The following is a 25,790-nucleotide window of genomic DNA, read 5'->3' on the forward strand; positions in this document are numbered from 1 at the left end:
AAATGACCTACAATGAAAAATTAGCATTTTTATCCGTTACCTTGAGATCTTTCGAGGTAACGGATTTTTCTTTGGAGATGCTCCAAGGAATAACCCTGGCTGATCTGCTGAACATCTCCTTAGAGAAGGATAAAAAGGTTGCCTTTCGCGCCGCATGGGTATTTGAAACCATCGTTTTAAAGAATACAGCGTTGCTAAAATCTGTTCTCCCGCAATTCTTGAACAATTTAAAAAAACAAAAAAACTGGAGTTGTCTTAGAAGTTATACTAAAATTCTATTATTTTTAACGTCTAAAAAAAATAAAGAATATACACTTCAAAATGAGATAGAAGAAGAAATTATCGAGCATTCCTTCCAATGGATGATCGAACCTGCATGTCCTGTCGCTGTATTGGTCAACTGCCTGGACATCTTAAATAACCTACGAAAAAAGTACCCTTGGATACATGAGGAGTTACAGGCTCAGATAAGCTATTTTCAACGAACAAAACCGAGTCCAGCACTAATGAGCCGGACCAATAAAATTATTCAGCAGAAAAGTTAAAGTATCGTTTCTATTCGCGATTAAAACAATGTATTTCCTTTCGAGTGATTGACACGGCCCAAATGCTTATAAGCAGCCTCTGTACATTCGCGACCCCGCGAGGTCCGCATAATGTATCCTTCTTGAATCAGAAAGGGTTCGTAGACTTCCTCAATCGTACCTTCATCCTCCCCAACTGCTGTGGCTACAGTTTTTAAACCGACAGGTCCACCTTTAAATTTGTCTATAATAGTCGTTAAGATTTTGTTGTCCATCTCGTCTAAACCATTTTCATCCACATTAAGCGCGTGCAAAGCATATTTCGCTATTTCTTTATCGATGCTTCCGTTACCCTTTATCTGTGCAAAATCCCGTGTACGGCGCAGTAAAGCATTGGCTATCCGGGGTGTACCTCTGCTCCTTCGTGCAATCTCATAGGCACCTTCATCAGAAATCGGTGTGTTTAAGATATGTGCCGAACGCAATACGATAGTTGTCAGGAGTTTTGCATCATAATATTGTAGGCGTGAATTAATTCCAAAGCGCGCACGCAAAGGAGCAGTCAAAAGCCCCGAGCGTGTTGTTGCCCCGATCAGGGTAAACGGATTAAGGGAGATCTGCACAGACCGTGCATTCGGCCCTGTTTCCAGCATAATGTCGATTTTAAAATCTTCCATTGCCGAATAGAGATATTCTTCTACTAAAGGGCTTAAACGGTGGATCTCATCGATAAACAAGACATCCCCTTCTTCGAGATTTGTCAATAATCCTGCAAGATCACCCGGTTTATCCAATACAGGTCCCGAAGTAATTTTAATGCCAACACCCATCTCATTAGCAATGATATGGGATAAGGTCGTCTTTCCTAAGCCTGGGGGGCCATGTAGCAAAACGTGATCCAGCGCCTCGCCTCTCAGCCTGGCTGCCTTCACAAAAATATTGAGGTTCTCTAATATTTTAGCCTGACCTGTAAAATCTTCAAAAGCCTGAGGCCGCAATGCCCGTTCAATATCACGATCTGTGTTGCTCAGACGGTCTGGATTTGGATCTAAATTCTCGTTCATTGTAGCGATCTTTTAATTTCTCTTGTACCGCTTTCCGATACTTCCTAATTTCAATTGGATAACTCCAAAAAAAGCTTCCTTAAAGATACTTGTGCTCATCTTTGATGTGCCTTCGGTCCGATCTGTGAATATAATGGGTACTTCGACTACATCAAAGCCATATTTTATGGCGGTGAATTTCATTTCAATCTGGAAAGCATACCCTACAAACTTAATCTTTTCGAGTGGGATTGTCCTCAGGACTTCCCTGGTGAAACAAACAAATCCTGCGGTAGCATCCTGGATATTTATTCCCGTTATAAAACGAACATATACTGAAGCAAAATAGGACATCAACACACGGCTCATCGGCCAATTGACAACATTCACGCCCTTGATATAACGCGAACCTATGCTCATGTCTGCACCATCCGCACAAGCCTGCCGTAAACGAAGTAAATCCTCTGGATTGTGGCTGAAATCTGCATCCATTTCGAAAATATAGCGGTAATGTTCGCGGGATAGCGCCCATTTAAATCCATGGATATACGCTGTTCCTAAACCCAGCTTCCCGATTCGCTCTTCGATAAACAAACGGCCAGAAAATTCATTAACCTGTAAATTCTTGATGATTGTAGCCGTCCCATCGGGCGAACCATCGTCTACAATTAGAATATCAAATGCGTGTGATAAGGAAAAAACTTTGCGAATGATTTTTTCAATATTTTCCTTTTCATTATATGTTGGAATGATAACTAAACTATCCGTCACTTTTTTATATTTAAGACCAGTAAAGGTAATCATTTACGTTAAATTCTAGTACAGGAATTCGATGAAATCTACAGGATAATCAACAATACTCGCGAGAAAAGGCAGTAAACCCTTCAAGCTCAAACCAACACACCAGTATCATAAATACACAGCATCAATAGATTGCACACTATAAAAAAGAGAAGCCCGTTACTTTGGGAGTAACGAGCTTTCATTAACCAATTATAAACTTAAATTATGAGACTGCAAATATGATGAAAATTGCTTTCAATTACAAATTTAATTGCGTTTTTATGCAACATTTTCAATACAATATCTATTTTATTTTGCTAAATCGTTTATAAAACATGCACACTACCGCAGTCTAACGATCAACCTCTCCCAAAACGATATCAATCGATCCTAGGATCGCAATTAAATCAGCAATCAGCACCCCTTTTCCAAGTTCTGAAATCACGGAAAGGTTATTAAAGCTTGGGCCCCTTGACTTGACCCGCAACGGGATATCTGATTTATCTTTTGTGACAAAATAAAAGCCTAATTCTCCTTTCGGATTTTCAGCACGGACATAGTAGTCCTGAGCTTTCAGATTCACTTTCTTCGGGACCAAAGCGCGCGGATCAAATTCGGCCGTACGTTTAAAGTCTTTCTGTAGTCGTTCAAGGCATTGTTCGACAATGCGAACCGATTCCTTGACCTCGTCCACCCTAACTTTATAACGATCCCAGCAATCACCGATTACCCCCATTTCACCTTTTCCCACAGGTATCTCGAAATCAATTTCCGGGTAGACAGAATAACCATCTATGCGTCTCAAATCCCATTTTATTCCCGAAGCACGCAGCATAGGTCCCGATACACCATAATTTATGGCTACATCAGCAGGAAGTACACCTATTTTAGCCGTACGGGAAATAAATATTTGGTTCTGTGTCAATATCTCATCCAGTTCGACCAATTTAGGTTTGAAATACGTGATAAATTCTGTACAGCGCTCTTCAAAGCCAACGGGCAAATCATAAAATAACCCGCCTACCCAGATATAGTTGTACAGCATCCTGGAACCTGAGGCCCATTCCAACATATTCATGATATGTTCACGATCCCGAAAACACCACAAAAATGGCGTTGTGGCACCGATATCAATACCATATGTACCAATAGCAATCAGGTGGGATGCTATTCGGTTGAGTTCACAGACCAAAACCCGAATGTACTCTATTCTTTTAGGTATTTTGCTGTCAAGGCCAAGCATACGTTCAACCCCCATAACGAAAGCATGGCTATTATTCATCGAAGCCAAATAGTCCAAGCGATCGGTAAAAGGAATTGTTTTTGCATAATTCAACGATTCAGCATGCTTATCGAAACAACGATGCAGATAACCCAAATGTGGAACAACCTCTTTCACGATCTCTCCGTCTGTAATCAGTTGTAACCGAAGCACACCATGTGTCGAAGGGTGCTGAGGTCCCATATTCAACACCATTTCCTGACTTGAGATCTCTGTAAGGTGTTTTTCATAGCGCAGTAATGCCTCTTTATATTTTGGATTCGCCATTTCTATCAATTAATATGAATGCCATGATATTTCTCCGCTTCCTCATAATCCTTCCGTAAAGGATAGCCCTCCCAATCGTCAGGCAGCAAAATCCTTCTAAGGTCCGGATGTCCCTCAAAATAAATCCCCATCAGGTCAAATGCTTCGCGCTCATGCCAGTCTGCCGTGCGCCACACCGAAGTAAGCGAAGGAATCTCCGGTAGTTCATCCAGCGAACGATGACCAGACAACTCAACTTTTAAGACCAAACTGTGTTGATACGGCAAGGAATTTAAATGGTAGACAATGGTAAAATGCGTTCGATAATCCACTGCAGTAAGGTTGCTTAAAAAATCAAAATATAAGCTTTCTGTATCCCGGAGGAATAAACAAACGGCTACAATATCTGCTTTATCTATAAATAGTGCAGGCTGCAGCCCATTGCGATCTTCTTTAAGAATAAGTTGAGTTCCAAATTTGGAAACAAGCATCGATTTAATTTCGTCAAATGTCATATTTATGGAGCTATACGCGTAATCTTCCAGGAATCCGACACCTTTTTATAGACTATGCGATCATGTAGCCGGCTTGCACGCCCCTGCCAAAATTCAAAATAAATCGGTTTCAACAGATAGCCACCCCAATGTGACGGTCTCGGTACAGAATCGCTTCCATTGTATTGGTTTTCGAGTGCTTCCACCCTGTTTTCCAAAAAACTACGGTCGGGGATTTCATGGCTCTGCGGGGATGCTAGTGCACCGATACGGCTTGCTTTTGGGCGCGATTGGAAATATTCATCGGAATCGGCCTCACTTACAAAATCAATAACACCTTCAATTCGGACCTGCCTTTGTAATTCAGGCCAAAAAAACAACATGGCAACATGCGGATTCACTTTCATGTCCTCCCCTTTACGGCTTTCATAATTTGTAAAAAAGACCAGTCCTTCAGCTACAATGTCCTTCAATAAAACAACTCGCGAGGAAGGTAATTGATCGGATGACACCGTTGAAAGCACCATGGCATTAGGCTCGATTACCTCGCTGTGAATAGCCTCATCAAACCATTTTTTAAACTGTTGGACTGGATTACGATCCACATCTGATTCAGATAGGCTACCTAATACGTAATCCTGTCTGATTGCTGCAATATCTTTATGTTGAATGGACATAGAAACCTGTTTTTATATCCCACAAACTTACTAAAATCATTGCTTTTTCTCTATAAAGTTAGTAGAAATTGACAAAATCTCAATTTTGGCACAAATCTCGCATAGATTAAATAAAAAAGATTAAATTCAATAAATAATTAAAATTCGCGCTATATGTTTACCGAACTAAACCCACAAAAAGGAAGTCTATTGATTTCCGAGCCATTTATGCTAGACCCTAGATTCCTCAGATCCGTGATATTGTTATGTGAATACAATACAGAGGGTTCCCTCGGATTTGTCCTAAATAATCAAACAAATGTTCGCATAGGCCAATTATTGGAATCTATACCGAATTGCAATTTCCCCATCTACGTCGGTGGTCCTGTGGCTCAGGAAAGTCTTTTTTTTGTACATAGCCGTTTTGATTTACTGCTAAGTGGCGAGGAAGTGGCTCCTGGAATCTATTTTGGAGGCGATGAAGAAAAGCTTATTGAAGCCATACAAACCGATAGTATAAAACCTGACGAATTAAAATTCTTTATCGGATATTCTGGATGGTCTGCTGGTCAGTTGGACGGCGAAATCAAAGAAAATAGCTGGGCTGTACAAAACAAATACCACCATCAGCTCATTTTTGAAGGTAATGGCGAATTGCTATGGAAGGATGCCATCATTGGATTAGGTCCCAAATATGCACATGTCGCCAACTTCCCACAGAGCCCAGGTCTAAATTAGCGAAAGGGACTTACGCTATATGACAGTTTGCTTTACGAGTCCGTAAATCACCGAATGAGCCTATGACAAAATAGGCGGTTTTCTGCCATCATGTCCTGTAGGGACGATTTGGAACACTGATTGTATGTTTTAAACAAATCATAAAATTAAAATAGCGACATACAAATTATGAATCCAGAAAAAGGTAGTATTTCAATTCACACGGAGAATATATTTCCCGTAATCAAAAAGTTCTTATACTCTGATAATGAAATTTTCTTGCGTGAACTGGTATCTAATGCCGTTGATGCTTCTCAAAAAATCAAACGTCTGGCTTCTTTGGGTCAATACCAAGGGGAAACAGGAGAATTGATTGTAGACGTAAAATTTGATGAAGCGGCCAAAACCATCACTATTTCCGATAATGGTATTGGTATGACAGCCGATGAAATAAAAAAATACATCAACCAGATCGCTTTCTCAGGAGCAACAGAGTTCATGGAAAAATTCAAGGAGGCAAATGACGCAAATGAAATCATTGGTCGCTTTGGTTTAGGCTTCTATTCCGCATTTATGGTAGCCGATACCGTAGAAATCCAATCTTTATCCTATCAAGATGGCGCAGAACCGGCTCATTGGACTTGCGATGGTAGTACATCTTACGAAATTTCTACAGGCTCAAGAACCACACGTGGTACCGACGTCATCTTACATATTAATGAAGAATCAACAGAATTTTTAAGCCAGGCACGACTACAGGACATTTTAGATAAGTATGCTAAATTTCTTCCTGTTTCAATCCGTTTTGGCACCAAAACAAATTCTGAACAGGACGGTGAAGACGAAGAAGGAAAACCAAAATACAAATCTGTAGAGGTAGATAATATCATCAATAATACCAATCCAGCCTGGACAAAATCACCGTCTGAATTAAAAGACGAAGATTATCTAGCCTTCTACCGCGAACTCTATCCATATTCAATGGATGAACCTTTGTTTTGGATACACCTCAATGTTGATTACCCATTCAACCTGACAGGTATCCTCTACTTCCCTAAAGTTAAAAATGAACTGGAAATCCAGCGTAATAAAATCAAACTCTATTCTCGACAAGTGTTTATCACCGACGAGGTGAAAGATATTGTTCCTGAATTCTTGATGTTACTTCATGGGGTAATTGATTCACCGGACATTCCATTAAACGTATCCCGTTCATTTTTACAGGCAGACAGTAACGTAAAAAAAATCAACAGTTATATCACCAAAAAGGTGGCTGACAAATTGAACGAAATATTTAAGACCGACCGTAAGGGATTTGAAGAGAAATGGACGGATATCGGTTTATTTATCAAATACGGTATGCTTAGCGATGAGAAATTTGCTGAAAAAGCAAATGACTTCTGTTTAGTAAAAAACACAGGTAACCAAAGCTTCACCATTAAAGAGTATTACGAAAAGGTCAAAGATATCCAGGTAGATAAAGATGGTAACATTGTCTACTTATATACACATGACGCCGCTCAACAAGATGGCTTTATCCAAACGGCATTAAACAAAGGTTATGATGTTTTGATGCTTGATGGGCCATTGGATACACACTTTGCAGCTTATTTAGAGCAAAAGGGCGGCGATAAGGTACAGCTGAAACGTGTAGATGCTGACGTTATCGATAAGTTGATCCAAAAAGATGAAAAGGTTGAATTGGCCCTTTCAGAAGAAGAATCCAAAAAAGCGCTGGAGGTTTTCGAAAAAGCAATTTCGCGCCAAGATATGAAAGTTGAAGTTGACGCATTAAATGAAAGTGACCTGCCTGTATCGGTAACAATTGATGAATTTATGCGTCGAATGAAAGATATGGCCAAGACAGGTGGTGGCATGAATTTTTATGGTTCATTGCCCGATAATTATAAGGTAACAGTCAATGGGAACCATCCGCTGATCAAAAGAATTTTATCGTCATCAGACGAAGAAGGTTCAAAACTGGCAAAACAAGCTTTTGATTTAGCACTCTTATCCAGAGGTTTATTGTCTGGAGCAGATCTGACATCTTTTGTGAAGAGAAGTGTAGAAATGATTTAAGGGTATTCCTTCTAATAGAAAAGGCGGTCTCTTTAATAGTAACCGCCTTTTTTATTAAAAATTGGACACAAATGACAAATTTGGAGCAGCCAAATGCATAGCACTATCAAAATGCAACCCTTTAGATGTTTTTTATTAAAATTTAATAAACTAATCTTCACCCAGTTGGCTTTAAACGCTGTTTTTTTTCAGTCAAATATTTGGAGGGAATAGGGTTTAATCGTACTTTTGTATCATCAAAATCACGGTAGGTATAGCTCAGTTGGTTAGAGCACTAGATTGTGGTTCTAGGGGTCGTCGGTTCGAGCCCGATTACTTACCCAAAAAGGCAGATCAAATGATCTGCCTTTTTTAATTTGATAAGTTCTCAGCCAACTAAACAAATGCTCCTTGACCAGCTACCCATCATCCGAACAAGCTTCAAAGGCAACTTCTTCCCTTTTACAGTTCAGGCACAGGATCCATAAGCCCTGGATGGCGCGGATCATAAATAGCCACAGCAACTTTAGAGTCCGCACAACCATAATATAAAAACCATTTTTGTTTAAAAAAGACCAATCCTTCGATAAAAACCGTTCCATCTATATATTGTCCACTTTTTTCGAAAGATTCCATGGGGCGCAAAAACGGAACATCCATTCGAGCCAATACGCTTGTCGGATCTCGTGGACTAAATAAAACCTGTCCAGCGGAATAGGTATTTTTATTAAAACGCACATCCCCTTTCTCAGCATGATTCTTACCATTGTATAGCAATACAATTCCTTTATCAGTCAAAACTGCTGGAGGACCGCACTCTGTCAACGAACTATCAAAGTAACCATCCCTCGGCGAAATGAAGGCTTTCAGTGTACCTCTATTATCTGTTACGGGTTCCCAGTCAATCAAATTATCGGATGTGGCGCCATAAACACCATGTTCTCCCCAGTACAACCAATATTTCCCATTGATTTTAGCTATAACCTGTTTGTTACCTTTCAATGTAGTCACAATAGAAGCCGATTTATGCGGTTCATTGACTAGAGTGCGCCTATTTCTCGAGTTCTTAAAAATAGGACCGTATTTAGTCCAGTGTTTCAGATCAGTGGATATTGCTACACCAAGCCGCGGTACCTTTCGGTTCCATTGGGTATAAAATAGCACAAAACGCTCATCCTCAGTCTGTGCTATCCGGGGATCTTCTGTCCCGCCAGGCCACTCGTTATCCTGCTGCTCATCAGGCCCCGGATAGAATATAGGCGTTTTCAGTCGTTCAAAATGAATACCGTCAGCACTAGCTGCTAACCCCAATCGGGAGGTCCGGTGGCCAATAGCTTTTCCTGTCCGATCTTCTGCACGATAAATGACATAGATACTATCTCCCCTTACCACTGCAGCAGGATTAAAAGTGTCGTTGTCCTCCCATCGAATTTCTTTCTTCAGCATTGGATCATAAAATACGGAACTCGTATCGGGCTCAATAATTGGATTGACACCTTTGGGCCGTTCAAAGCCTCCTAATACCCATTGTTCTTTTTTAAGCTTTCCAGCAGGCTGCACGCTGCAGCCGCATAAAAAGACGAACAGAATAGAGCCTGCAATTTTTACGATAATATTCATATTTTAATTGATTTCTATGGTTTTACATGTAGTAGCAAACAACAGCCTGTAAAAGTGAAAATTATAAATTGGTTACCACTGAAGAGCGATCGAAACTATTATTGATCATTCACAAATATAATGCTAATAGAAAAAAGTACCGCAAAAACAAGTTCAACAAAATTGAATTGGGACCAAAACTAAAAAACACAAATAAACAATTCAACGATAAATAACTCGAAATATTGCAATATATCGCAACACTACAACGATTATAATGACAAATATTGCAACATATAGCACAAAAACACTACATTTATAGCATGATATCCAAAGAAGAACGTCACGATTTTATATTAGTTAAAATCAAAAAGGAAAGGAAATTAGTAATGACAGAGTTAGCGGCCGAACTTGGTGTCTCTGAGCATACCGTCCGACGTGATCTTAAAGAACTATCTGACGCTGGCTTGCTCCGCGCTATTCGAGGGGGAGCCACTTTACGGTCAAACTTACCATTCGATATATACGACCGAAATAACCTTGATGTTATGGAGAAACAAGCCATAGCAGAAAAATCGATCACACTATTGAAAGATCATCAAGTCGTCTTTTTTGACGGTGGCACAACAACACAGGCAATTGCTGGCAATATTCCAGATAGCCTAAACCTTACTGTGGTCACACATAGTCTCCCGATAGCCAATATACTTGCAAACCTCCCAAACATCAGCTTGATTTTCGCGGGTGGCGCTTTCTGCAAATCATCTCTTACGATGCAGGGACAGCAAACTATTTCTACCTTTGAAGAAATATATGCGGATGTCAGCTTCATAGGTGTATGTAGCCTGGACCCCTATCGTGGACTTACGGCAAGAACTCGCGAAGAAACAGCTATCAAAAGAGTACTATGTAAAAATTCAATGAACATTGTTGCTGCCACAACGAGCAATAAGCTCGATACCCTGGCATCTTTTCTAACATGCCGCGCATCTGATATCAGTTATTTAATTACAGAAAAGGATCCTTCTGATCGCATTTTGCAGCCTTATGTCGAACAAGGTATTACAATTTTATAAGTTTACCATTTATGAACAATCTCAAACAGGAAGCCGCCAAAGCTGCTCTTCAACTTTTAGAACCTGATCAATTCATTGGACTAGGTGTTGGATCAACAATAGCTTATTTCATTGAATTAATTGCCAGTAGGGTCAGTTTTAAATCCAGCCTGAAATTTACATCGCCTTCTTTGGAAACCAAAATACTGCTCCAAGAAAATGGTCTTATTTGTATTGATAACAGTACCATAGCAACGCTGGATTATTATTTTGACAGCTGTGATCAGGTGGACATTCATTTAAATGCGTTCAAAAGTGGCGGCGGCGTACATACAGGTGAAAAGATTATGGCGAATATGGCAAAGCAATTTATTCTCTTGGTCGATGGCGCAAAGATGGTCGATAAACTGACCACAAAATATCCGCTATGTGTTGAAATTATTCCCGACGCTTGGCTATCGGTACTTAAAGAACTAAAATCAAGCTATTCTTCAGCGATATCAAACATTGTATTACGAAAATCTGAACAAAAATCGGGGCCTCTACTATCTGAGAGAGGTAATTTCCTGGCAGACATTTATTTTTCTAAACTGCCTGATATTTTTGATTTGAATAAACAAATCAAACTCATTACAGGCGTTGTAGAACATTCACTTTTTTATCAACTGTGTTCGGTATGTCTTCTAGCAACAGAAGATGGCGTAACACATCACTTTGCAAACCGCATTGAAGAATCGAACACGGACAAAAAAAGCACGCAATAGCATTAAATTTTATATTGAAGTCTAACAAGTAGCAAGACTGCGCTAAAATATTTTAAATCAACATGAAACACACTCAAATTAACACAGGAATACTAAGTTTTGGCATGTCAGGACGTGTTTTTCACGCGCCATTTATACATACCAATCCACATTTCAATCTCAGCGCTGTTGTAGAACGGTCGAAAAAAAACGCACATGAATTTTATCCGGCAATAAAAAGCTACGATAATATAACTGAATTACTAGCGGATGAAAGCATCGAACTGGTCATTGTGAACACACCAAACTATACCCATTTCCAATATGCAAAAGACGCCCTAGAGGCAGGAAAACACGTTTTGATAGAAAAACCTGCCGTTGATGATTCTACACAATTCGATACGCTTCTTGCCATCAGCAAAAAACAAGGAAAAGACTTATTTTTCTATCAAAACAGACGATATGATAGTCACTTTTTAGACATTAAAAAAGTGATCGAAAGTGGAGAATTAGGAAAGCTGATTGAAGTGCATTTCAGATTTGATCGCTATAAAATGGAATTGGGACAAAAATACTTTAAGGAAGATACGCAGTATATTTCCAATGGTATCACTTATGACCTAGGCCCGCACCTTATTGATCAGGCAATCTCACTTTTTGGAAAACCGGTTAAATTTACCAAGACAACATCCATCAACAGACCCGATTCTAAAGTTGCAGATTATTTTCACTATCATCTTTATTATCCAGCTGGACTGAACGTGTATTTAACAGGCAGTTTACTTGTCGCCTCTCCGCAGCCCGCCTTTGTCTTACATGGTACAAAAGGGAGTTTTATCAAGAATATGACGGATGTGCAAGAACAGCAATTGGTAGATGGTATGCTGCCCGACGATCCATCTTATGGCCTTGAGCCAGCCGGCCTCGAGGGAAAACTTGTTACGATAGACGTATCAAATCAAAAACATGAGTCTTTAGTAACGCCACATACAGGAGATTACAATCAGCTGTTTGAAGCCATTTATGAAAGCTTAAGAAATAATATCGATTACCCTATTAAAGCGGATCAGATTAAATGGCAGATTCAATTGCTTGAAGCTGAAAACACCTAAGTTTTTAAACAATCAAATGGCAGCACGGTTCAAGAAAAATAATAGGTGCTGCCATTTTTAATTTGATTCCCAAAGGCATTCGTTCGGTTCAATATGGATCATCACATGACCAAGATCAGGAATATGCGCAACCAAGTGGTCTTTGAGTTTATGCGCCAGCTCATGCCCTTCTCTTACCGTAATTTCACTATCGACAATAGCGTGCAGATCGACGTGATATTTAGCCCCCGATTTGCGGACAAAACATTTTTCCGTGGCTTTTATCCCATCTACTTTTAATGCTTCTTGCCGGATATTGTCAATGACCTCATCGTATACATTTTCATCCATGATCTCGCCAAGCGCCGGTCTGAAAATATGGTAACAGTTATAAAGTATAAATCCAGCGGCAAATAATGCCGCGTAGTCATCCGCATTTTCATATCCCTTTCCGAGCAACAATGCAATAGATATCCCAATGAAAGCTGCAACTGACGTTATCGCATCGCTTCGATGATGCCAAGCGTCTGCACGAAGTGAAGAACTATTAGTTTCTTTACTTTTCTTCATAACGATCCTATAAGAAATCTCTTTCCACACAATGATCCCACCCAGAACAAATAAGGTCCAAGGCTTTGGCAGGTCATGTGGCGTTCCTATATTCTCAATACTTTCATAAGCGATTATGGTTGCAGAAACAATAAGAAAACCAACGACAATAAATGTAATGAGTGGTTCTACCCGACCATGGCCATAAGGGTGATTGTCGTCGGCAGGTCGTTGCGCATATTTTAAACCGAGGAGCACTAGAAATGAAGAGAAAATATCTGCCGTTGACTCAATTGCATCCGCTATCAGCGCATAAGAGTTTCCAAAGAAACCAGCTAACCATTTTAATAATGCCAGTGATGCATTACCTACAATACTAAAATAAGTCGTTCTGACTGCAGTCTGCTCTTGAAGTTCGGACATAGCTATAAATTAACTTGACACCGCGAAAATACTGTTTTTCTTTTCAAATTCTATTCTCCAGCTATAGAAAATAGTGATCACAACCTTCGAGCTTTAGCTACCGCTCGCGATATCCTCCAATGCTTTTTTTATCTCAGGGGCCCCATAGTCACGGCTTCCTTCCAGACGCTCTACGATCTTACCCGCTTTATCCAAGATAACCGTTGTTGGTATGGACTGCCCTAAGAATTCTGCAGGAATTTCACCCGCTGCTATGTAAAGTGGTAGATCATACTTGTTTTCGGCCATGAATGCTGAAGACTTTTCTATGTCGCCATCAACATCTACCATGAGAAAAACGATATCTTTATTATCTTTAAGCGATTGCCTAAGCTGGTCAATAGAAGGTAGTTCATGAATACATGGGGGACACCAGGTCGCCCAGAAATTAATAAACACGACCTTACCTTTTAAAGCACTTAATTGAAGAACCTTACCCTCTTTATCCTTAAAAGATAACTCCTGCGTTGTGGTTGCAGTATCAGCAATAGCTTCAGCAGGTCCCTCTACCTTTTCGGCCTTGGCCTCATTTTTAGTGCCTGTGTTTCCACAGCCAAAAAATAAACTGGTCGATAAAGCCGCAAGACCAAAAAAAATAATTCCTTTATTATACCTAATATTCATCGTCTTCTGTTTCATTAAATTATGCTATTTACAAATATATTACTGTCCACCAATCGCGGAGACCTCGTCTATCCAATCCTTCTGGGAGAAATTTCTCAAAACATTAGCTAATTTAACCTTAATTATTCAAGACCACAAGTATTACACACAACTCCACAACATAAACCATTGATCAATAACAAAATAAGCAACAATAAAATTAAAAAATTAACAAGAACTTTTCCGACATTTAAGAGCGTGAACATATCGTTGACCAAAAGACAATTAATTGAATACACCATGAATCTCCCAGCAAATCATTTCAAAAAATGCGTATCAATATGTTTCCTGTTATTCATCACCATCCAGCTTAATTTCGGACAATCCTCCTCAACTAAATTCAACAGGCTATATCAGCTAATAGCATCAAAAGATTTCTTCACTGCCCGCGACCTGTTTAGGGTAAATAAACCTTTCTTAAACGCCAATGAGCAAGTTTTTATTTTGGCAATACTCGATAACGCCTTTAACAAACCCATCGCTTCAAACAAAAAAATAGCACTATTGAGCGCAGCAACAGAAGAATTACCCGACACACTGCGACTAAAATTACGGCGTGTTCAGGAAGATAATTTTGTCAAACTGAAAGATTACGCGGGGGCAAAACAGACAACCCAGAAAATCCTACTCGACTTCGATCCTTTGCTGTCAACAGATACAAGAGCGGATCTCAGAAACAATCTAAAAATCTGGTCAGCACTTGAACATGTGCGGCCACAGCTTATAGAAATCAACGCCGATACCCGTCTTAAAATGACGAAAGATAAAGCCGGGTTGAAGAATCTAACACTAACAGTCAACGGCGATACCGCAAGTTTTATATTTGATACCGGAGCAAACCTATCGACAGTCACAGAGTCCGTGGCCAAACGTCTTCATATGGATCTTATCCGTGCAGATATTGATGTAGACGCCATTACCGGTGTTTCTATCAAAGCCGATTTGGCCGTTTGTAAACAATTAAAACTTGGTAGCATCAACATTTCAAACGCAATATTCCTGGTTTTCCCAGACAGCGCACTTTGTATCCCGCAAATTGGCTATCAGATCAATGGTATAATAGGCTTCCCTGTTATTGAAGCACTGCAAGAAGTACAGCTTACACAGGACGATTTTTTCATTGTACCCAAGAGACCTACAGTTTCATGGAAAGCATCGAATCTTGCAATAGATGGGTTATCACCGCTTATTGCCATTGATGGAAAGCACTATACTTTTGATACAGGAGCTGAAAAAACAATCCTTTATGCACCATTTTACGAAACCTACAAACAACATATCGAAAAACAGGATATACCGACCAAGGTCGCCATGGGAGGCGCAGGCGGTCAAGTTGAAGTCGCCATGGGAGGCGCAGGCGGTCAAGTTGAATATGACGGATTTGTTATACAACATACATTCCATATTAGCGATAAACCGATCGCTCTTAAAAATATAAGCCTATTAAAATCGAAGATTAAGAATGAAACCGTGTATGGAAATATAGGACAAGATATTATTCGCCAATTTTCTATAATGATACTAAATTTTAAAGATATGTTTATCCAATTTAATTAACAGAAAGCTAAGCTCGGTTTAGTCTCATCACAATACCCCATAAAAAACCCCTAAAGGTTGGAGAAAACTTTTAGGGTGTTTTTATGGGGTTCTATAGATTTATTGAACAATTAGGCGGAGCAGGCCATGGCATTAAAGCCCTTCTTTTTGATAATTTCAATGATTTCTTCCTCCGAAACGCCTTCAGCTTTTACAGTCAGAATTTTGTCTGCATTTGTGGTGTCAACATTCCATTCATAGATACCGTCTACACTATCCAGATCAGCGCTTACTTTGGACACGCATCCCCCACAAGTAAGGTTTGTTTTAAATTGAAATTCTTTGCTTTCCATGTTATTTAATTTTAATGTTATTAATCTATTTAATTATCTATGCAAATATCCCTTTAATTCGATGGGTTGTACTTACAGTTTTTCTATTTTGTTTTGCAATATTTACCGTTTAAGATGAGGTCTAGACCTCAACCATAGTTAGCTATTTTTTCCAGCGAAGTCGCAAGCTATTACTGACAACACTTACACTACTCAATGCCATTGCAGCTCCAGCTATCATCGGGTTTAAAAGGAAACCATTGAATGGATACAGAATACCTGCAGCGAGGGGAATCCCAATTAAATTATAAATAAACGCCCAGAACAAATTTTGTTTAATCGTCGCGACCGTTTGTTTCGAAAGTCGAATGGCCTGCGGTATCTTCGTCAAATCAGATGAAATAATTGTCATTTTTGCTACATCCATTGCAATATCACTTCCCTTCCCCATTGCAATACTGACATCGGCCGTTGCTAAGGCTGTACTGTCATTAATACCGTCCCCAACCATAGCGACCACCTGCCCTCTTTGCTGCAATTCTTTAACAAAATCAGCTTTGTGCTCTGGCAATACTTCCGCTTTGTAATGCTGAAGACCTGTTTCCGCGGCAATGGCCCTAGCCGTAGCCTCGTTGTCACCAGTCAGCATATATAGCTCAATGCCCATGGCCTGCATCTCCTTGATAGCACGCACAGAAGTTTCCTTAATCCGGTCCGCAATGGCTATTACCGCTAACGCAGTATGACTGTTGGCAAACCAGATCACTGTTTTGGATTGATTTTCCCACTGGGTGCCATGTTCCATCAAATCCGTCGGAATTGTAATCCCATTCTCATCCAACAACCTGCGATTACCTACAGAGTACGTTTCGATTCCATCACTGCCTTTAACACCTTTCCCAGTAATACTTTCGATAAAGGATACTGGAGTAGCTTTTACATCTTTAAAATACCCGACTACAGCTTCTGCCAATGGATGCTCTGACTGTTTCTCCAGGCTCAACAAGATACCTTTCAAACTATCCTCATCATTTTTCCAATAAAGGTCAGTGACCACAGGCTTTCCTTCCGTAATGGTGCCGGTTTTATCCAAAACAACTGTATTTACCTTTTTGGCCAGCTCCAGACTTTCCGCATCTTTAATTAAAATACCCTGCTCAGCTCCCTTACCCACTCCAACCATGATTGCTGTGGGAGTTGCTAAACCTAGTGCGCAAGGACAAGCAATAACCAAAACCGTTACTGCCGCCATTAAACCCTGTACCAGATGGTTTTCTCCACCTAAAGTAAACCACAGTAGAAAAGTTAAAATAGCAATACCAATGACAATAGGAACGAATACAGCAGCAATTCGATCGACCAGTTTTTGCACAGGGGCCTTGCTTCCTTGTGCATCCTGTACCATTTTAATGATTTGGGCAAGCATTGTTTCCCGGCCAACTTTTGTAGCTTTGAACTGAAAACTGCCCTTCTGGTTGATCGTCCCTGCAAATACCTGCTCATTGCCCATTTTTAAAACAGGGACCGGCTCTCCGCTTAACATACTTTCGTCAACATAGGAATTTCCGCTGATAACAACCCCATCAACGGCGATCTTCTCCCCTGGTTTCACCAGAATAATATCGCCAGTATTAACGGCTTCTATAGCGACCTGACGCTCTGTTCCATCCGATTGAATGACCATCACCGTCTTAGGCTGCAGGCCCATTAGCTTTTTAATGGCGGATGAGGTGTTACCTTTAGCCTTCTCTTCCAGTAGTTTACCCAATAAAATAAAAGCAATGACGACTGAGGCGGCCTCAAAATACACATGTGCATGCAAGCCACGCTGATGCCAAAATTCAGCAAAGAGCATATTAAACACACTAAAGATGTAGGCTATTCCCGTGCTTAACGCAACAAGCGTATCCATATTGGCCGAACGATGTTTTGCCTGTTTCCACGCGTTGACAAAAAAGTCCTTGCCCAGCCAAAGAACTACTGGCGTGGAAAACAGCCACATAATAGGATTTGCGTACGGCATATCCATAAAGAACATACCTATCACGACCACGGGAAGCGAAAGTATTACTGCCCATCGAGTTTTGATTTTAAGCTTACGGAATTTCTCGGCGTGAATAGCCTCCAACGTTTTCTGCTGAGTAGATTCATCTTCGATTAATAAATCATAGCCACCAGCCTGAACCGCTTTCTGGATTTTTAAATGATCCGTAATATTAGGCAAATACTCCACCGTAAGGTTTCCTGTTGCAAAATTTACAGACGCATTGACAACCCCTTGTTCATATTTCGCCATACTTTCAGCGCTACTGGCGCAGGAGGCACAAGTCATCCCAAGAACTGGAAATGTTTTGGTTAATGTAGAAACACCATAACCAAGATCTTTGATCGTTTTTACACTGCTAACGACGGCTTCACTATCCTTCGGTACGATAGCAGCTCTGTGGTTATTCAATTCCACCCGATAGCTCGCTAGGCCTTTAACTTGGGCTAGTCCTTTTTCGACAATTGATGCACAATGTTCGCTTTCAACATCTTCTAAAGGTAGATAAACCGTATCCTTATAAATATCTGTCGCCATAACTTATTGTTTAATTTTACACAACAAATTTGGCCACAAATAAGATTAAAGTCATTACACAATTAAGGAATTGATTTGTAAAATTTACTCGATAATAAAATACGAAAGGTCAAGCTCAATGGAAAAATCATATGGAGAACTCTTCTTTAGCTTTCAATTTTCTCAACAAAACCATAGATAATGTAATCACCCCGTTCTTCGAGTTTAATCTTTTCCATTCCACTCCAGCCGGATGCACTGGTATCTTCATCGATAAAATTTTGAATTCTGTCAAATGCGACACCGATCTTTGTTTTCCCATCTCCATAGATTTGATATCTCGCAGAGGTCTGCCAGCTTACTTTTTTTCTAAATAACCGTAAACCTTCTCTTTTCAAAAAACCATACATTTCATTAGATAAATTCATATTCTCATTTGTTTTACGCGCCCACACTACTCACCTATTTTTTTGGTAGATGCTTTTTTGGTTTAAGGAATTACCTCAAGCCCTCTCGTTGGTTTATCTATTTAAGCTACATGGCTTTAATGGCTAAAGAAATGGTTTTTTGATGCTAAAATAGACGAATCTAAGATAACGAACCAGATGGAATACTACAATGAAGCTACTGCTGTTTCATCGTACTCAAATGCTATTTCGTCGAATTTTCCAGAAACACACAATAGAACTTCTTTCAATGTCCATGATGATCTGGCAGGCTCTGCAAACAAAGTCTACTACATCGCGAACATAAATAGCAACAGACACTATTTTTTTCGTCGAATAGATTCTTTAGTTCGTCTGATTCATTTTCAATTCTGTCGATATTTTTCGTTGTTCTTTTCCATAGCGAGCACATTTGTTTACAATTTAAACGTATAACTATGGAAAACATTGAAAATTTTTTAGCAGAGGATTTTGTACTGGATGTACAAACTGTCTGCGCGGTAGAACCGATCTCATTTTTTGATTTTGATGATATGGAACTGGTAACTATTAAGACAGTTACATCTTCAAAAGTAATATAAAAGAGGATAACGCTGTGAAGGCGTTCTGGTAGGCGCCTTTACAGCAATCGTCTTTATTGCCTAATAAATAAAAAAGAATCGAGTATATGACTTCACCCAAGCTTAAATGTATTCTCATTGAGGATGAACCACTGGCGACAAAAAAAATAGTTGAATACATTCACATGTTTCCAGATCTTCAATTGATTAAGATGGTTGAAGACATTGAAAATCCAGCATTATTTAGCCATGATCTAAAATCTGCAGACATCCTATTCCTCGATCTCATTGTTAGCGGCGGTAATATTAATACACTAGCCGAATTGATCGCTGATATTCCAATCCTGATCATCACCTCCGCCGTGTCACGTTGGCAATATCCAGAATTTATCAAAAACAGGAAGCATTTTGCGCTGCAAAAACCAATTTCGCCCCAGATTTTTCAGTCTTGTATAAAACAAGTCATGCAATACTAGTCCAACTAATTCATGTCATTATTCCACTTATCCGATTATTTTCTTCTGCGCACGCCGCTACTTCCAGCTGCATCTGCCGTTGATCTTTTAACGATAACTGAGCGACATGAAATAGAAGAGAAACTTCGTCATTTGTTTCAAAATGAGCAATTAAAAGAAGCCTTATTTCTGGCAAGCCCGGCCTTCTCGGCGGAAGTTCAAAAATGGCTTGAATACAAGAAAGAAAGCAGCTCAAAAATGATCGCTTCACTACTCAAATATGCGATTAGGATGAGCACCAGAAGTACGCCTTTCGGTTTATTCGCAGGGGTATCTTTTGGGAACATTGCCGTCTCCGAAAAAAAGGTATCGTTAATCAGGTCAAATGCAAATCAAGCTGTTTTAAAACTGGATACCACCATTTTGACAAAAATTATTGAACAGATATCAAAAGACAAAAGAATTTACAGTCAACTCTATTATCGTCTCAATCCCACCTTATACTTAGATGGTAAATATTACAAATATTATCAAAAAGTGACAAATGGGAAGAAAGGACAGCATATCCTGAAACGTATAAGGCTTACTCCAGTTTTGGATCGAGTCATCCAATACTTTGAACACAATAAGAAAACTAGTCATTATCAATCATTAATCGATCTGCTGCAAGGTCTTGGAGCATCGATAAGGCATGCGGCCCTATTCGTCAATAACCTCATCAGCCTTGGAATCATATCCTCTGAATTACAGCCCAATGTCATTGGCCGAGGTTATCTGGACAGCCTGATAACGACGCTTGAAAGAGTGGATAAGGAGGGAAATTATTTAAATCCTTTATTAACGATAAGAAAATGGCTTCATAGTTCTCAATCTGTCATTGAGATCCGAACCGCCATCCTTAAATTATTGCAGCCTTTGGCTCCAGACCTCGATATGACCAATTCGTTACAGGGGGACCTTCTCATAGGGATGGACGAAAACAATTTATCAGATACCGCATTAGATCACATAAGAGATCAATTTCAGGATTTACTACCACTTTGCAGCCAGGCTAAGTTAACAGATTTTGATCGGTTTAGAGCTGCGTTCTCTGTTAAATATGAAGATAGAATGGTTCCGCTAACGACAGCTCTAGACCCCGATATTGGGATTGGTTACGGACGTCAAGAAGGTGTTTACAATATAACGGATGAAATACTCGGGGAAGTTAACAACATCACCCCGGCGGGCGAAAAAAAATATGGCGACCACCATTATCAAGATCTGGTCATTGAAAAATTTGTAGAAAGTGTAAAAAATCAATTCACCGAAATTCAGCTGACCAGCAAAGATCTAGATCATATCGCTAAACAACGTAAACAAACTGTCAATACGATCCCTTCTTCATGCTATGCCATCGGCAATCTCCTTAGAAGTTCATGTCAGGAAAACTTATTCTTCAATCTGGTTACCATTGGTGGTTCGTCATCAGGAAACTTAATTTCCAGATTTGCACATCTGGATGAAAAATTGAATAACAAGTTGAAGGAATCTGCCGACACAGAGCAACAGCAGTTTCCAAATGCGATACTTGCCGAGATTTGTCATTACCCAGACAATAATGCTGGAAATATCATTTATAGACCTGCGCTGCGAAAAGCATCAATTTGTCTAAGCCCGACAATCGATAAAGAACAAGAGCAAATTGATGTTAATGACTTATACCTGTTCATCAAAGACCAGCGCCTAATCTTGTGGTCCAGGAAATTCAATAAAATGGTTATACCCCGTTTAACTACCGCCCACAATTTTGAACAGGGTATGAATATATATAAGTTTCTCGCAGATTTTCAGTTCCAAAATAATAGGTTGGATCTTTCCTGGAATTGGGGGATTATGAAGGAGCAGCCGAGACTCCCAAGAATAAGCTACAAAAATATTATCTTGTCTAGAGCACAATGGCGAATTCAAAAAATAGCGAAATACCCCAGTACCCCTCAGGCTTTCATAAAAAATATACAAGCGGAGCTAGCAATTCCTGCAATGGTCATCATCAGCAGTGGCGATAATGAATTGTTGATAAATTTAGACAATCCTTTTTGCATAGAAATCGTATTGGATCATATGTGCAAAAGAGAGATCATATTAACCGAATATATCCTGAATGACTATTCATCAGTAGCCTGCGATAAAGATGGACATATTTTTGCCAACGAAATCATTATTCCAATAGAATCACAGCAGGAGACTTTCACAAATGAATCAGCCCCTCAAGAAAGTAACCTAAAAAGATGCTTCCCCTTGAGCAGTGAATGGCTTTACGCCAAGATCTATTGTGGTTTACATGTTGCAGACACCTTGTTAAAGGAAATTTTCCCCCTAATCGTAGCGACACTTAATCAACAAGATGTCCTAAAAAAATGGTTTTTTATACGCTACAACGATCCATCACCCCACATTCGATTTAGAGTTGAGCTTTCAGATCCAAGCCAGTATTATTTCGTTATATCCACGCTTAATACCCTATTGGAACAGTTTATTAAAGATGGACAGATATCAACGCTATCCTTTGACACTTATACACGGGAGATTGAACGATATACCCCATTTTGTATGGAACTTAGTGAGGAGCTATTCTATCAACAGAGCGAAACGGTACTGAAGGTTATCCAACAAAGTACTTCAATCAATGATCGATGGCGCCTGGCTTTCGAAAATATTGAGTCGCTATTAGAAGCTGCAAAATTTACACTGATCGAGAAAAGAGATTTCTGCATACAGATGAATACCCTTTATCAGCAAGAATTTGATAATAATAAAAACCTTTGGATTCATCTCAACAATAAGTTTAAAGAGAAAAAAGACTGGTTCGACAAACCTTTAGACAACCCTGAAGAATCGAAAAAGAAACTAAATGCACTTCAATACAGCATATTTAACACCTTACGGAGTCATACCGATCAAGATGAATTCAAGTCAGCCCGAACATCGTTACTATCAAGCTACATTCATATGTTCATTAACCGATTGTTCATGTCCGATCAACGCTTACATGAACTTGCTGTTTACCATTTTATGGTTGGCTATTATAAAATGCAAATTGGGAAACAGAAAAAACGTATAACCTATGAACCCGATAAATTATATAAGTCCCATCTTCGCGAAGAGCTGATTACGATATTGTAAACCAATACCGAGTTCTGTCCCATTTTTCAGAATGACTTTACTTGCCTCAACACCCTTGATCTGTTTGATATTGACAATATAGGATCGATGCATACGAGCAAACATATCCCAAGGCAGTTCTGCTTCCATATCTTTCATGGTCGACAGCAAAGTCTGCATACCTTCTAACGTATAAATTTGAATGTAATCCCCCCAGGCTTTTAGATAGAAAATATCTGCAGGATCTATAAAAATAGTTTTGTTCCGATCCTTTATCTTAATCGCTTTTCTTTCACCCTGTGCCCCTCTTCGAGAAAACAAGATTGCCTTTTGAACTTTTTCAATTGCCTTGATCAATCGCTCTTCCGTCAGGAGTGGCTTTAAGATATAATCGATTACTTCCAATTCAAACCCATCAACCGCATACTCATAATGCCCAGTTATAAAAACAACAAATGGTGGATGAGCAAGTCCTTTGAGAAAGGTAATTCCATCCATTTCAGGCATATCTATATCGGACAAAATGAGATCTACCTCCTGCTGCCTTAAAACGTCAATTGCTTGCAATGGGTTTTCAAATACACCCAATATTTCGATCAGGCCTAATTTGGAAACTAATTTCTCCAGGCGACCTCTCGCAATAGGCTCATCTTCAATAAGGATAGTTTTAATTCTATTCATAAGTACTTCGCAACCCGCTGCTTTGGTGCTACGGCTCTGTTTCCGAATGTAAAGTTACAACAAGATTAACACTAAATACACCCTCATGCGACTTTATTTCCAAATTATGATGATGAGGATAATGAAGTTCCAGTCGTTTTTTTACATTTTCTATCCCTAATCCGCCGATATAATTTTCTGGTTTTGAAAGTTCCCTATATGCATTAGCCACGTGCATATACACCTTGTCATCCTTCACCTTAATGTCTATGGATATCCATCCCGCCGAAGAGCTTAGCCGAGGTCCGTGTTTGAATGCATTTTCTACAAACGGAAAAAAGATCAAAGGAACCATCATGCAGCTTTCGTCTTCAGCCGCCAAATTAAGATTGATCTGCACGGTCTCGCTATAGCGTAACTTTTCCAATTCAACATAATCCTTTAGCAATTGAAATTCGCGACTAATTTCTATCCTGGGTTGATTACTTTCATGCAGTAAATACACCATCATACTGCTTAAACGCATCATACTTTCGCCGCCTCTTTCATCATGATCGGATACCAGCACATAGATGCTATAAAGTGTGTTAAGTAAAAAATGTGGATTAATCTGGTATTTTAGAAAAGCAAGTTCCAACTGGACATTGTTCAACTCAAGTGCTGAATTTTTCAATTCGAGTTTCATTTTTGAATTTCGGACAGACATAAACGCCTGTACAATTTTTACGGTCAAAGGCAGGGCCACCAGAAAAATAAAATCCAACAAATAATCGCTAATGGAAGAAAGGCGAAAAGCACCGAAGATTCCTTGACTTAGTATTATTTCAAGATAGCTTGACAGGCGAACATCTGGTGTTAGATATTTCAATGTTAATAGGGCTGCAAAATAACTTAGAAACGACCACCAGGCATAAATAAACAATAACCACAATATACACAACACAAACTTTCCTGGAATAAACCAGCGCGGAATGATGACATACGCTGTTACATAAAATATGGTCAACAAAGAAAATACGTCCTTTACAAACAAAATCCAGGAATTATCAATATCTATCCGCTGATAGGAAATGAATTGCATTCCCAAAACCAAAAACCAAAAACACAAATGAAGAATAATACGTTTTCCCGTATTGTAATTTTGGAAAAACCTGTTCATAGATAGCATACTTTTCGATAATATCAGTCTAATATAATGATATCCTTTAGTTTGTGGTAGTCTGACTTGCTATGCGAGAACGCAAAAAGACATTTCTGCGACAAAAAACAACAACCTATAACGCTAACAATCTGAATATATCTCAATTAAGATCTGAACAAACCAAAAAATAGAATTACGCAGAAAAGAATAAAATTGTAACAAATATATTGCTTTAAATTTTCAACCATAAATTGTCCATAAAATGAACGATTGATGGGGTTGGCAAAAAATTTATTGCGATCTTCCGTATATTTAATTTTATAGAACCCCCATAAACAACAATTAGATGTCAACTACTTTTATGCAGCTTTGGTTATCGGAGAATACCTTAAATTTGAAACAAAATGAGTTACAAACATATCTTTAAAGCGTCCTTGGCTTGGAATCATCCTGAACAGCCTAGTGCTGTAGGTTCAAAAATTTATACAAAAAGCCATCACATCGCGATCGAGGGGAAAGCTGACCTGCAAGTTTCCGCAGCAAAAGCATTCAAGGGTGACCCCGCATTGTACAATCCGGAAGATTTGCTGCTGAGCAGCCTGATTTCTTGCCACATGATGTCCTATTTATACGTCTGCTCGAAAAATAGCATTGAGATTTTATCCTATAAGGACAATGCTATCGCTACCCTGGAAACGGATGGAGATGGAAGTGGTCGTTTTACAGAAGTTATATTACACCCCGAGGTTCTCATCACAGATGAATCCCAGATAGAACTTGCTTTATCCTTACATACCCAAGCAAATAAACTGTGTTTTATTGCGAATTCATGTAATTTCACGGTGCTGCACCATCCCAAATGTCAAGCGATTTAACCAGAAATGGGCACGCTATCGAAAGAAAAAAGCTTCCTCTTTTCGATTTGTTAACGGTATCGAAAATGCGACACTCACCACAAATTAGTAATTAAATAACAAACAAGTTTTTAAGG

At 39.3% G+C, this 25,790-nt stretch carries 24 protein-coding genes and 1 tRNA gene; 12 read left to right on the plus strand and 13 right to left on the minus strand.

Annotated features, from left to right (window positions below):
* The first annotated feature begins 2 nt into the window (after window positions 1–2).
* The gene (locus tag B3P16_RS18700; protein WP_070564232.1) at window positions 3–545 is read left to right on the plus strand and encodes a hypothetical protein; all 543 of its coding nucleotides are present in this window, start codon (window positions 3–5) and stop codon (window positions 543–545) included.
* A gap of 20 nt (window positions 546–565) precedes the next feature.
* On the opposite strand, the gene ruvB is transcribed toward B3P16_RS18700, so the two are convergent.
* From ruvB to pdxH, 5 genes are all read right to left on the minus strand, one after another.
* On the minus strand, window positions 566–1,588 hold the full coding sequence (ruvB, locus tag B3P16_RS18705) for a Holliday junction branch migration DNA helicase RuvB (protein ID WP_286769557.1): 1,023 nt from the start codon (window positions 1,586–1,588) through the stop codon (window positions 566–568).
* A 12-nt stretch (window positions 1,589–1,600) separates the two neighbouring features.
* Entirely contained in the window at window positions 1,601–2,338 is a 738-nt protein-coding gene (locus B3P16_RS18710; RefSeq protein WP_070564553.1) for a polyprenol monophosphomannose synthase, read from the minus strand.
* A gap of 364 nt (window positions 2,339–2,702) precedes the next feature.
* Window positions 2,703–3,899: an NADH-quinone oxidoreductase subunit D gene (locus B3P16_RS18715; protein ID WP_115048667.1), complete on the minus strand. Its 1,197-nt coding sequence runs from the start codon at window positions 3,897–3,899 to the stop codon at window positions 2,703–2,705.
* Between the two features lie 5 nt (window positions 3,900–3,904).
* A complete protein-coding gene (locus B3P16_RS18720) occupies window positions 3,905–4,393 on the minus strand; it encodes an NADH-quinone oxidoreductase subunit C (RefSeq protein ID WP_286843854.1) in 489 nt (162 codons plus the stop codon).
* 2 nt (window positions 4,394–4,395) lie between these two features.
* Window positions 4,396–5,049 (minus strand): pyridoxamine 5'-phosphate oxidase, encoded by a 654-nt coding sequence (pdxH, locus tag B3P16_RS18725; RefSeq protein WP_286843856.1) that lies wholly within the window; start codon window positions 5,047–5,049, stop codon window positions 4,396–4,398.
* Between the two features lie 153 nt (window positions 5,050–5,202).
* Between pdxH and B3P16_RS18730 the strand changes: the two genes are divergently transcribed.
* The 3 genes from B3P16_RS18730 (at window position 5,203) to B3P16_RS18740 (ending at window position 8,145) form a co-directional block, all read left to right on the plus strand.
* Window positions 5,203–5,766, plus strand: a complete 564-nt coding sequence (locus tag B3P16_RS18730; RefSeq protein ID WP_201639210.1) for a YqgE/AlgH family protein — start codon at window positions 5,203–5,205, stop codon at window positions 5,764–5,766.
* Window positions 5,767–5,934: 168 nt separating this feature from the next.
* Window positions 5,935–7,824, plus strand: coding sequence for a molecular chaperone HtpG (gene htpG, locus B3P16_RS18735; RefSeq protein ID WP_070564247.1), 1,890 nt, complete (start codon window positions 5,935–5,937; stop codon window positions 7,822–7,824).
* Window positions 7,825–8,071: 247 nt separating this feature from the next.
* Window positions 8,072–8,145, plus strand: a tRNA-His gene (locus B3P16_RS18740).
* Between the two features lie 120 nt (window positions 8,146–8,265).
* Here B3P16_RS18740 and B3P16_RS18745 read toward each other — a convergent pair.
* Complete coding sequence (locus B3P16_RS18745; RefSeq protein ID WP_286843858.1) at window positions 8,266–9,423, minus strand: glycoside hydrolase family 130 protein; 1,158 nt, start codon at window positions 9,421–9,423, stop codon at window positions 8,266–8,268.
* Window positions 9,424–9,725: 302 nt separating this feature from the next.
* Between B3P16_RS18745 and B3P16_RS18750 the strand changes: the two genes are divergently transcribed.
* From B3P16_RS18750 to B3P16_RS18760, 3 genes are all read left to right on the plus strand, one after another.
* Window positions 9,726–10,478, plus strand: a complete 753-nt coding sequence (locus tag B3P16_RS18750) for a DeoR/GlpR family DNA-binding transcription regulator (RefSeq protein ID WP_083295861.1) — start codon at window positions 9,726–9,728, stop codon at window positions 10,476–10,478.
* An 11-nt stretch (window positions 10,479–10,489) separates the two neighbouring features.
* Window positions 10,490–11,221 carry a ribose 5-phosphate isomerase A gene (rpiA, locus tag B3P16_RS18755; protein WP_286843859.1) on the plus strand — a complete coding sequence of 244 codons (732 nt, stop codon included), beginning with the start codon at window positions 10,490–10,492 and terminating at the stop codon, window positions 11,219–11,221.
* A 62-nt stretch (window positions 11,222–11,283) separates the two neighbouring features.
* A complete protein-coding gene (locus tag B3P16_RS18760; RefSeq protein ID WP_286843860.1) occupies window positions 11,284–12,312 on the plus strand; it encodes a Gfo/Idh/MocA family protein in 1,029 nt (342 codons plus the stop codon).
* 57 nt (window positions 12,313–12,369) lie between these two features.
* Here B3P16_RS18760 and B3P16_RS18765 read toward each other — a convergent pair whose 3' ends face one another.
* The gene (locus B3P16_RS18765; protein WP_115048663.1) at window positions 12,370–13,263 is read right to left on the minus strand and encodes a cation diffusion facilitator family transporter; all 894 of its coding nucleotides are present in this window, start codon (window positions 13,261–13,263) and stop codon (window positions 12,370–12,372) included.
* Between the two features lie 93 nt (window positions 13,264–13,356).
* The gene (locus B3P16_RS18770; protein ID WP_070564265.1) at window positions 13,357–13,941 is read right to left on the minus strand and encodes a TlpA family protein disulfide reductase; all 585 of its coding nucleotides are present in this window, start codon (window positions 13,939–13,941) and stop codon (window positions 13,357–13,359) included.
* A 264-nt stretch (window positions 13,942–14,205) separates the two neighbouring features.
* Here B3P16_RS18770 and B3P16_RS18775 point away from each other — a divergent pair, with 264 nt between their 5' ends.
* Window positions 14,206–15,522, plus strand: a complete 1,317-nt coding sequence (locus B3P16_RS18775) for a pepsin/retropepsin-like aspartic protease family protein (protein ID WP_286843861.1) — start codon at window positions 14,206–14,208, stop codon at window positions 15,520–15,522.
* 110 nt (window positions 15,523–15,632) lie between these two features.
* Here B3P16_RS18775 and B3P16_RS18780 read toward each other — a convergent pair whose 3' ends face one another.
* From B3P16_RS18780 to B3P16_RS18790, 3 genes are all read right to left on the minus strand, one after another.
* Window positions 15,633–15,854, minus strand: a complete 222-nt coding sequence (locus tag B3P16_RS18780; RefSeq protein ID WP_286843862.1) for a heavy-metal-associated domain-containing protein — start codon at window positions 15,852–15,854, stop codon at window positions 15,633–15,635.
* Window positions 15,855–15,996: 142 nt separating this feature from the next.
* A complete protein-coding gene (locus B3P16_RS18785; RefSeq protein ID WP_286843863.1) occupies window positions 15,997–18,414 on the minus strand; it encodes a heavy metal translocating P-type ATPase in 2,418 nt (805 codons plus the stop codon).
* A 146-nt stretch (window positions 18,415–18,560) separates the two neighbouring features.
* Window positions 18,561–18,821: a hypothetical protein gene (locus B3P16_RS18790; RefSeq protein WP_139144941.1), complete on the minus strand. Its 261-nt coding sequence runs from the start codon at window positions 18,819–18,821 to the stop codon at window positions 18,561–18,563.
* Between the two features lie 455 nt (window positions 18,822–19,276).
* Here B3P16_RS18790 and B3P16_RS18795 point away from each other — a divergent pair, with 455 nt between their 5' ends.
* The 3 genes from B3P16_RS18795 to B3P16_RS18805 all read left to right on the plus strand — a co-directional run bounded on the left by B3P16_RS18795 (window position 19,277) and on the right by B3P16_RS18805 (window position 23,019).
* Window positions 19,277–19,420 (plus strand): hypothetical protein, encoded by a 144-nt coding sequence (locus tag B3P16_RS18795; protein ID WP_159332940.1) that lies wholly within the window; start codon window positions 19,277–19,279, stop codon window positions 19,418–19,420.
* 86 nt (window positions 19,421–19,506) lie between these two features.
* Window positions 19,507–19,875: a hypothetical protein gene (locus B3P16_RS18800; RefSeq protein WP_286843864.1), complete on the plus strand. Its 369-nt coding sequence runs from the start codon at window positions 19,507–19,509 to the stop codon at window positions 19,873–19,875.
* Window positions 19,876–19,887: 12 nt separating this feature from the next.
* Window positions 19,888–23,019: a lantibiotic dehydratase gene (locus B3P16_RS18805; RefSeq protein WP_286843865.1), complete on the plus strand. Its 3,132-nt coding sequence runs from the start codon at window positions 19,888–19,890 to the stop codon at window positions 23,017–23,019.
* Here the strand turns inward: B3P16_RS18805 and B3P16_RS18810 are convergent.
* Together B3P16_RS18810 and B3P16_RS18815 are read right to left on the minus strand one after the other, a co-directional pair.
* A complete protein-coding gene (locus B3P16_RS18810; protein WP_115048652.1) occupies window positions 22,975–23,679 on the minus strand; it encodes a LytR/AlgR family response regulator transcription factor in 705 nt (234 codons plus the stop codon). The genes B3P16_RS18805 and B3P16_RS18810 overlap by 45 nt on opposite strands.
* 28 nt (window positions 23,680–23,707) lie before the next feature.
* Entirely contained in the window at window positions 23,708–24,817 is a 1,110-nt protein-coding gene (locus B3P16_RS18815) for a sensor histidine kinase (protein ID WP_286751853.1), read from the minus strand.
* A 386-nt stretch (window positions 24,818–25,203) separates the two neighbouring features.
* Here B3P16_RS18815 and B3P16_RS18820 point away from each other — a divergent pair, with 386 nt between their 5' ends.
* Window positions 25,204–25,674 carry an OsmC family protein gene (locus tag B3P16_RS18820; RefSeq protein WP_286751851.1) on the plus strand — a complete coding sequence of 157 codons (471 nt, stop codon included), beginning with the start codon at window positions 25,204–25,206 and terminating at the stop codon, window positions 25,672–25,674.
* The last annotated feature ends 116 nt before the right edge of the window (window positions 25,675–25,790 follow it).

This window comes from Sphingobacterium sp. UBA7631 (genome assembly GCF_002483935.1).
Taxonomy (GTDB): domain Bacteria; phylum Bacteroidota; class Bacteroidia; order Sphingobacteriales; family Sphingobacteriaceae; genus Sphingobacterium; species Sphingobacterium multivorum.

Bases quoted from the DNA above. Each gene is read 5' to 3' on its own strand.
- B3P16_RS18700 (WP_070564232.1), top strand. From the start codon at position 3: ATGACCTACAATGAAAAATTAGCATTTTTATCCGTTACCTTGAGATCT.
- ruvB (WP_286769557.1), bottom strand. From the start codon at position 1,588: ATGAACGAGAATTTAGATCCAAATCCAGACCGTCTGAGCAACACAGAT.
- B3P16_RS18715 (WP_115048667.1), bottom strand. From the start codon at position 3,899: ATGGCGAATCCAAAATATAAAGAGGCATTACTGCGCTATGAAAAACAC.
- B3P16_RS18720 (WP_286843854.1), bottom strand. From the start codon at position 4,393: ATGACATTTGACGAAATTAAATCGATGCTTGTTTCCAAATTTGGAACT.
- pdxH (WP_286843856.1), bottom strand. From the start codon at position 5,049: ATGTCCATTCAACATAAAGATATTGCAGCAATCAGACAGGATTACGTA.
- B3P16_RS18730 (WP_201639210.1), top strand. From the start codon at position 5,203: ATGTTTACCGAACTAAACCCACAAAAAGGAAGTCTATTGATTTCCGAG.
- htpG (WP_070564247.1), top strand. From the start codon at position 5,935: ATGAATCCAGAAAAAGGTAGTATTTCAATTCACACGGAGAATATATTT.
- B3P16_RS18745 (WP_286843858.1), bottom strand. From the start codon at position 9,423: ATGAATATTATCGTAAAAATTGCAGGCTCTATTCTGTTCGTCTTTTTA.
- B3P16_RS18750 (WP_083295861.1), top strand. From the start codon at position 9,726: ATGATATCCAAAGAAGAACGTCACGATTTTATATTAGTTAAAATCAAA.
- rpiA (WP_286843859.1), top strand. From the start codon at position 10,490: ATGAACAATCTCAAACAGGAAGCCGCCAAAGCTGCTCTTCAACTTTTA.
- B3P16_RS18760 (WP_286843860.1), top strand. From the start codon at position 11,284: ATGAAACACACTCAAATTAACACAGGAATACTAAGTTTTGGCATGTCA.
- B3P16_RS18765 (WP_115048663.1), bottom strand. From the start codon at position 13,263: ATGTCCGAACTTCAAGAGCAGACTGCAGTCAGAACGACTTATTTTAGT.
- B3P16_RS18770 (WP_070564265.1), bottom strand. From the start codon at position 13,941: ATGAAACAGAAGACGATGAATATTAGGTATAATAAAGGAATTATTTTT.
- B3P16_RS18775 (WP_286843861.1), top strand. From the start codon at position 14,206: ATGAATCTCCCAGCAAATCATTTCAAAAAATGCGTATCAATATGTTTC.
- B3P16_RS18780 (WP_286843862.1), bottom strand. From the start codon at position 15,854: ATGGAAAGCAAAGAATTTCAATTTAAAACAAACCTTACTTGTGGGGGA.
- B3P16_RS18785 (WP_286843863.1), bottom strand. From the start codon at position 18,414: ATGGCGACAGATATTTATAAGGATACGGTTTATCTACCTTTAGAAGAT.
- B3P16_RS18790 (WP_139144941.1), bottom strand. From the start codon at position 18,821: ATGAATTTATCTAATGAAATGTATGGTTTTTTGAAAAGAGAAGGTTTA.
- B3P16_RS18795 (WP_159332940.1), top strand. From the start codon at position 19,277: ATGGAAAACATTGAAAATTTTTTAGCAGAGGATTTTGTACTGGATGTA.
- B3P16_RS18800 (WP_286843864.1), top strand. From the start codon at position 19,507: ATGACTTCACCCAAGCTTAAATGTATTCTCATTGAGGATGAACCACTG.
- B3P16_RS18805 (WP_286843865.1), top strand. From the start codon at position 19,888: ATGTCATTATTCCACTTATCCGATTATTTTCTTCTGCGCACGCCGCTA.
- B3P16_RS18810 (WP_115048652.1), bottom strand. From the start codon at position 23,679: ATGAATAGAATTAAAACTATCCTTATTGAAGATGAGCCTATTGCGAGA.
- B3P16_RS18815 (WP_286751853.1), bottom strand. From the start codon at position 24,817: ATGAACAGGTTTTTCCAAAATTACAATACGGGAAAACGTATTATTCTT.
- B3P16_RS18820 (WP_286751851.1), top strand. From the start codon at position 25,204: ATGAGTTACAAACATATCTTTAAAGCGTCCTTGGCTTGGAATCATCCT.